Genomic DNA, 5,347 nt, shown 5'->3' on the forward strand with positions numbered 1-5,347 from the left:
GGGGTGGGGCTGTATGCGCTGACGACTCAGTTGCACTGGCTGCACTGAGGCTCTGAAGCCACTGCGGGCAGTATCCGCGACTTGATTTGGATCTGAAGGTGTGCTGATTTTTGGCATCAAACACCATGTGCACGGCGCGCTCGATCACCTCGGAGGAAAACTTCCGGGACTTCCTCATGATGGCTCCATTCTCTCAATCGAAGGAGCCTCCTCAAAACACGGGGCGGTTCAGTAATGCTGCTGGCTTAGCTGCCGGGATAACGACCGAAGTAGTAGTCTTCTTCGGCGCTCGCCTCCGGGTCGTCACAGTCCCCCAAGCGCCAACTACCGACTGTTGCGAGGTCATCGGCCATTTCTTCCATGACATCACGCAGTTCGAGCAGATCCAGCCAGCGCGCCGGAATGGCCGTCCGCCCTTGCAGCGCGCCGAGCAGGTGTCCGGCAATCAATCCGGTGGAATCACTGTCGCCGTCGTGATTGACCGCCATTATGACGCCTGCTTCAAAGTCTTTGGCCTTCAAGGCGCAATAGATGCCGATCGCCAGAGCTTCTTCGGCGATCCAGCCTTGGCCCAGTTTCCGGATGGCGGCGTCTGACGCCGTGTCTGACGCATGGAGGGATAGCGCCCGTTCCAGGGCAACGCGTGTTTCTTCGTGCCGCTCCTTGCGCGTCAGCAAAGGCGTGACCCGATCAATCGCCGCCGCAAGATCATTTCCGTCGAGGAGATCAAAGACCAGGGCGGCCATCACGCCAGCAGTCAGGAATCCCGTGGGATGTCCATGCGCCAGCGCTGCAGCTTCGCAGCCCAGGTCGAACGCGCGTGCGAGGTTTTCTGATCGGAGGGAAGGGTTGCTATGGGTCAGCGCGTGGAACAACATGCCGATCGGCGCGACGCGCATTACGCCACCACAGCCTTTGCTGTCATTCTGCGCCGGTTGGCCGATCTCGATGCCGCTGCGCAGCGCATCGATGCAGGTACGGCCCGGCGCACGGCGGGAGAACAATGCCTTCTGTCTGATCAGCCAGCCAGAAAGCAGGAATTCCTTGGCACGCGGCTCATGCTCGCCTTGGGTATACAGCCAGCGCAGGTACGCGTAGTGGATCACGCTCGGCGGGCTGCTAATGCCGCGCAGCGTCTCCCGCACATAAGCCCGAAGGGCTCCTTCGGCAGTAAAAAGCGTCATCTGTGTATCGTCGGTGATCGCACCGAGCTTGCCGTAGGCCGGCGCCAGATCGGTGATCCCAAAAGGGCCGAACTTCCGAATGATTTCGGATGCACGGTATCGATGCGCACAAAGCCCGCGCGTCCCTGGGGGTGTGGCGCGCGGCGCGTGCCAATGGCGTTGTTCACCGGACGGGTCTTGGTGAGATGCAGGCGCTGGGCGCGGTAGCCGGCACTCTTGCGCAAGTTGTACAGGTGCGAGACCGACAGGGTGGCCAAGCGGACATAGCGTGCGTCGCCATAGACGTGGTAAGCCCGCTGCAGCAGGTGCGCGATGGCCGGGCCGCAGACCTCTTCATGCGCACGATCCATCTCCACCAGCAGCGCCACGTCGCCGGGCGTGAATTTGCGGGCAAAAGGGGCTGCTGGAGCGCCGTAACGCTTGACCAGGGGCTCTGGGGCCAAGCGGTTGGTCTGCCACCGCCGCACCAGACGCGTGAGCTGCGCGCGGCTGTAGCCGCTGGTCAGGCGCAGATAGGCCAGCACCACTCCGCGTTCGCGCCGGGTGCGCCGCGGATCGTCAAAGCGCCGCAGGACCCGACTGATGTGGGCGTAGCGCTGCGCATCGTCACCATGCGGTGAAAACTCGACTTGTGCATTGGCGCTGAGAAATTGCTCAAGTTGCGCGATTGTGGTCAGTCGCGTGTCATCCATGTTGATCACCATCCTGAAGATGATCAACCCGATCGCAACCCAACTCTCAACCTTCGCTCAGGCTCATTCCTCGTTGGACAACGCTGCGGCTTGTGGTGATCCGCCGAACCCGGCATGCGGTTCGATTTCGTCGACGTCATGACTTGATCTCCTGTTTCATGCGCTGATAGTCCTCGCGACTGATTTCACCGTTCGCATAGCGCCGGTCAAGCGCCTCAGACACGCCGTGTCCTCCTCTGAAAATCATCCAGAGAATCAGACCCAGCACAAGGACTGGAATGATCCACATCCCGAACCAAGGGCCTGCGCTCCAACCCCAATACCCCATCATGATGCGTACTCCTTTGTGTTTGGCGCCGACTGCATGCCGCGGTGCATTGCACGCGCAATCGGCGGGTTGTATCCGTGCGATCGCGCGCGCTCGTCCGGCTCCGGTTTACTGCGCGCCCGCAGGCGCTCCGCGACGGGTTCCGCGCATCGCGCCAAATTGCTGATTCAGTATGGCTTGCTGCCCCGGGCTCAGTTCGGCATAGAGCGTTTTCATCGCAGCGGTCATGGTCTCCATGCCTGCCACGCGCGCTTGCATCAACTGGGTGCGTTGCTCCATGCGTTCCGGAGCATTGCCCTTTGCCTCAAACAGGGTGGTCCGCATGGACTGCATCGCATCGGCCTGCTTCTTGGCTTGTGCCTTAAAGGCGTCCCAAGCAGGCTCTTGCTGCGGCGTGATCTGCAATTGCGCCTTCATCGCGCCAAGCCGATTTTCCATTCTGGCAGTTGGATCACCGCGCCCCATCATGCCCGCAGCCATGCCGCGTTCGCCCATCATGCCCATGCCCGGCCCGCCCCCCTGCATGCAGCCGTATTGCTGCGGTTGGGCAGGGGATTGTGCGTAGGCTGTGCCGATTGCGGCGAGCGAGAGGACGGCGGCAAGACCCAGTGTTCTATGGTTGCATTTCATGATTGATCTCCGATCAAAATGCGTAGACGGTTGGCGGGACGTTCCCGCAGCGACATCTGATAGACCGCCATCGCAATGGAAGCCATTTCAACGCTGACGTGTAAGCAGGCCGTGTCAAAAAGCGGCTGTTTTGTATCGCATGATCTGCGAACCTGTGGCTGACATGCTGCGTTACATTGTTTTTGACGAGGCGCGCCGCAGACCGCTGAAAATCACGGCATGGACACACCTGACCACATCCTGATCGTTGACGACGATGGCGAGATCCGTAATCTGCTGAGCGCCTATTTGCAAAAGAACGGGCTGCGCGTCACCGCGGTGGGCGACGGCAAGGCCATGGAGCGTGCCCTCGTCGCCGCACGCATCGACTTGATCGTGCTCGATCTGATGCTTCCGGGCGACGACGGTCTGACGCTCTGTCGCCAGCTCCGCGCCAAATCCGACATTCCCGTGTTGATGCTCACCGCCCGCAGCGACGAGACCGATCGTGTCGTCGGGCTGGAGATGGGCGCCGACGACTACCTGACCAAGCCCTTCAGCGCGCGCGAGTTGCTCGCCCGCATCAAGGTCATCTTGCGACGCGCTCGCAGCCTGCCCGTCAATTTGCAGCCCGAAGATTTGCGCGAGGCCCATTTTGCAGGCTGGACGCTCAACACCCTGCATCGCCATCTGATTTCTCCCGCAGGCGTGGTCGTGACGCTGAGTGGCGCGGAATACCGCTTGTTGCGTATTTTTCTAAGCCATCCCAACCGGGTTCTCAACCGCGACCAGCTAGTGGATCTCACGCAAGGCCGGGAGGCCGACCCGCTCGATCGCAGCATTGATGTCCAGGTCAGTCGCTTGCGCCAACGTCTTGGAGATGATCCGCGCGACCCGGTACTGATCAAGACGGTGCGCGGCATGGGCTATGTGTTGTCAGTGCCCGTTGAAGGAAAGCCGTGAAACGGTTGCTGCCGACGTCGCTGTTCGGCCGCATGATGCTCGTCCTCTCGAGCGGCTTGATTTTGGCGCAACTTCTGAGCGCCTCAATTAACTTCGCCGAGCGTGATCGTGCGGTGCTGCGCAACAGCGGCATGCAGTCTGCGCAACGCATTGCTGACGTGGTCAAACTTCTGGATTCGATGCCGCATCAGGAGCGGCTCCGTATCGCAAAAGTCTTGAGCGTGCCGCCCCAGGTCGTGGACTTGGAGCCCTCACCCATCAAGACAACGGCTGCCGCAATGCGCAGCGCACAAACCATGATGTTTTCACAGGCGCTTCATTCCGCCCTCGGGGATGAAAGACCGCTGATCGTCTCGGCCAGTGCAAACCCTTCTGAGGCCAATGGATTCCCCGACATGCACCGGCGACCCCTACCTGGCATGGCCTCGATGGCGGCCTATATGTCGGGTATGACACAGGCATCCCGGTCTTCCATGCAAGCCTTCATGGCGGAAAAACTCGGCTTCCTGATCCAGGTGCAACTGAACGATGGAAGCTGGGTGGCCTTTACAACCCAGCTTCACCAAGGCGCCCAGGCGCCCCCCTGGCATTTGCTGCTGACCTTGCTCGTCCTCTTGGCGTCAGTGTTGTTCCTCTCCTTTGTTGCCGTGCGGTGGATGACGCGGCCGCTGGCGGTCCTGGCCTCGGCCGCTGAATCACTTGGTGAAGACATCCATCGTCCTCCACTGCCGGAAGCTGGACCTGCCGAGGTACGGCGCGCTGCACACGCGTTCAACACCATGCAGGCTCAACTGATTCGATTTATTACGGATCGGACGCGCATTTTTTCGGCCATGTCGCACGATCTGAAAACGCCGATCACCCGCATGCGTTTGCGCGCAGAACTGCTGGATGATGACGATGTGCGCGCGCGGTTCGAGAAGGATCTGCTGGAGATGGAGCAGATGGTGAAGTACACGCTGGATTTCATGCGCGGTCTCGACCAGCCACAACATATTCAGCCCATCGACATCATGTCCTTGCTTGAAAGTCTGCAGGCCGACGCAGAAGAGATGGGGCGTGAAGTGCAGATTCAAGGGCGTACCAACAAGCCCTTCGTTGGGGATCCAGCACGAATAAAGCGCTGCTTAGCGAATCTGCTCGACAATGCCGTTTTATATGGCGAACGGGCCCTCATCGTCGTCGACGATAGCGCTACCTCCCTGACACTGCGCATTCAGGATCAGGGCCCCGGCATTCCGGAGGAAGAACTGGAAAAGGTGTTTGAGCCGTTCTATCGGCTTGAAGCGTCGCGCAGCCGTCAAACCGGCGGCACCGGCCTTGGCCTCGGTATCGCACGCGACATCGCGCGTGCGGCGGGGGGACGGTTGACGTTGCAGAATCGCCGCGATGGCGGAATGGAGGCGATCTTGGAACTTCCACATAGTCCGGCATAAGTCGTCGGCCCTGCAAAATTCAAAATCCGTTTTCCCCTCGTTTTTTGGCGCCGATCAAAAGCCGGATATTCCGGGGTGTTGGGCTTGCCATGTGATTGGGTCTGCTGCTGCTCCGGGGCAGATCGTCGCGGCAGA

Annotated in this window: 6 protein-coding genes; 2 read left to right on the top strand and 4 right to left on the bottom strand. The window is 60.4% G+C overall.

The genetic code is table 11. The features are described from left to right. Positions 1-245: 245 nt before the first annotated feature. The 4 genes from B7X30_RS15145 to B7X30_RS15160 form a co-directional block, all read right to left on the bottom strand. The gene (locus tag B7X30_RS15145; protein WP_353681927.1) at positions 246-1,268 is read right to left on the bottom strand and encodes an ADP-ribosylglycohydrolase family protein; all 1,023 of its coding nucleotides are present in this window, start codon (positions 1,266-1,268) and stop codon (positions 246-248) included. Continuing rightward, positions 1,181-1,876, bottom strand: a complete 696-nt coding sequence (locus tag B7X30_RS15150) for a hypothetical protein (RefSeq protein ID WP_286731717.1) — start codon at positions 1,874-1,876, stop codon at positions 1,181-1,183. The genes B7X30_RS15145 and B7X30_RS15150 overlap by 88 nt, the downstream gene beginning before the upstream one ends. Positions 1,877-2,012: 136 nt before the next feature. Continuing rightward, complete coding sequence (locus tag B7X30_RS15155; RefSeq protein WP_286731719.1) at positions 2,013-2,207, bottom strand: SHOCT domain-containing protein; 195 nt, start codon at positions 2,205-2,207, stop codon at positions 2,013-2,015. 105 nt (positions 2,208-2,312) lie between these two features. Next, positions 2,313-2,708 (bottom strand): Spy/CpxP family protein refolding chaperone, encoded by a 396-nt coding sequence (locus B7X30_RS15160; protein ID WP_286731721.1) that lies wholly within the window; start codon positions 2,706-2,708, stop codon positions 2,313-2,315. 345 nt (positions 2,709-3,053) lie between these two features. Between B7X30_RS15160 and B7X30_RS15165 the strand changes: the two genes are divergently transcribed. Beyond that, positions 3,054-3,776, top strand: a complete 723-nt coding sequence (locus tag B7X30_RS15165; RefSeq protein WP_013104782.1) for a response regulator — start codon at positions 3,054-3,056, stop codon at positions 3,774-3,776. Then, the gene (locus B7X30_RS15170; protein WP_286731725.1) at positions 3,773-5,212 is read left to right on the top strand and encodes an ATP-binding protein; all 1,440 of its coding nucleotides are present in this window, start codon (positions 3,773-3,775) and stop codon (positions 5,210-5,212) included. Before B7X30_RS15165 ends, B7X30_RS15170 begins: the two co-directional genes overlap by 4 nt. Positions 5,213-5,347: the final 135 nt, after the last annotated feature.

It is taken from the genome of Thiomonas sp. 13-64-67 (assembly GCF_002282795.1).
Lineage (GTDB): Bacteria > Pseudomonadota > Gammaproteobacteria > Burkholderiales > Burkholderiaceae_C > Thiomonas > Thiomonas arsenitoxydans.

Excerpts from the sequence above, each read along its gene's own strand:
- B7X30_RS15150 (WP_286731717.1), bottom strand. The coding sequence starts at position 1,876 with ATGGATGACACGCGACTGACCACAATCGCGCAACTTGAGCAATTTCTC.
- B7X30_RS15165 (WP_013104782.1), top strand. The coding sequence starts at position 3,054 with ATGGACACACCTGACCACATCCTGATCGTTGACGACGATGGCGAGATC.
- B7X30_RS15160 (WP_286731721.1), bottom strand. The coding sequence starts at position 2,708 with ATGGGCATGATGGGCGAACGCGGCATGGCTGCGGGCATGATGGGGCGC.
- B7X30_RS15155 (WP_286731719.1), bottom strand. The coding sequence starts at position 2,207 with ATGATGGGGTATTGGGGTTGGAGCGCAGGCCCTTGGTTCGGGATGTGG.